Raw genomic sequence first — 1,472 nt, forward strand, 5'->3', positions numbered from 1 at the left:
CGTTAAAAAGTGGCTCAAAATGCTCATTTACTCGCTGTAAACTGCGCTTTTTCGCTACGTTTGCAACCGCGTCCTAAACGATTGTTATTTCTTAATTTGCTATGACTCGGGCAGGCAGTGTTTGTACTTATTCGTAATCGTTTATTCATCTATTTTATATGGAAATAAAAACAAACAAACTAAATATCATATTAATAATCAGGAAGTACTATGAACGATTTTATCTCTGCATCAAACAATCTTCTTTGGGGGAGTATCCTGATTTACCTGCTGCTTGGAGCCGGTATTTTATTCACCATTCGTACACGTTTCGTACAAATCCGTCGCTTCGGTCTGGCTGCCAAAACCATGATGGGTAGCCGCAGAACTCATTCCGACCTTCATATTTCCCCATTCCAGGCATTCTGCACCAGTCTTGCGGCCCGAATTGGTACCGGTAACATCGCCGGTGTTGCCGTTGCTATTTATTTGGGTGGACCCGGTGCCATCTTCTGGATGTGGCTTATTGCCCTATTGGGTATGGCTACCAGTTTTGCCGAAAACACCCTCGCCCAAATCTACAAAACCAACAATGGTGATGGCACTTATCGCGGAGGTCCTGCGTACTACATGCAGAAAGCACTGGGTCAGCGCTGGATGGGCATTGCTTTCTCTATCTCTCTGATTATTGCGTTCGGATTTGCTTTCAACAGCGTTCAGTCCAATTCTATTGCAGCCGCTTTCACGGGTTATAACATTGCTCCTGAATACATTGGCATCGGACTGGTACTGGCCAGCGGCGTCATCATCTTTGGTGGCATTCGTTCCATCGCCAAAGTCGCTGAAATGATTGTGCCGTTCATGGCCATGGGCTACCTGGCTGTGGCGGTTGTTATAGTGGCCATGAATATCCCTGAACTACCGGCTGTATTCACCCTGATTTTCAAGAGTGCTTTTGGTCTTGAAACCGCCATGGGTGGCGGTGTCGGCTACATGGTTTCCCAGGCCATGATGCAAGGTATCAAGCGTGGCCTGTTCTCCAACGAAGCCGGTATGGGCAGCGCACCTAATGCTGCAGCGACTGCACACTCCACTCACCCGGTTAGTCAGGGCATGATGGGCATGCTGGGGGTGTTTATGGACACTATTGTCGTGTGCACAGCCACGGCTGCCATTATACTGGTGTCTGGTATGCTGGAACCGGGCAGTGGCCTGACCGGCGTTGCATTGACTCAGGCAGCCCTGTCCAGTGAGATAGGACCATGGGGTGGACATCTGGTTGCATTAGCCATCCTGCTGTTTGCTTTCACCTCCATCATCGCCAACTACTATTATGGTGAATCTAACCTGCTGTTCATTAAAAACAGCAAGACTCTGCTGATGATTTATCGTCTGGCCGTCCTGGTCATGGTGTTCTGGGGTTCTGTTGGCAACCTGCCTACCGTATGGGCTTTCGCTGATCTGTCTATGGGTACTATGGCGCTGATCAACAT

General features: G+C 48.7%; 1 protein-coding gene. It reads left to right on the forward strand.

All coding sequences use genetic code 11. The features are described 5' to 3' along the window. Positions 1-210 precede the first annotated feature (210 nt). On the forward strand, positions 211-1,472 hold a 1,262-nt coding region (locus tag KDK18_RS00765; protein ID WP_257252483.1), incomplete at its 3' end, for a sodium:alanine symporter family protein.

The sequence above is a fragment of the Endozoicomonas sp. SESOKO3 genome (genome assembly GCF_024606255.1).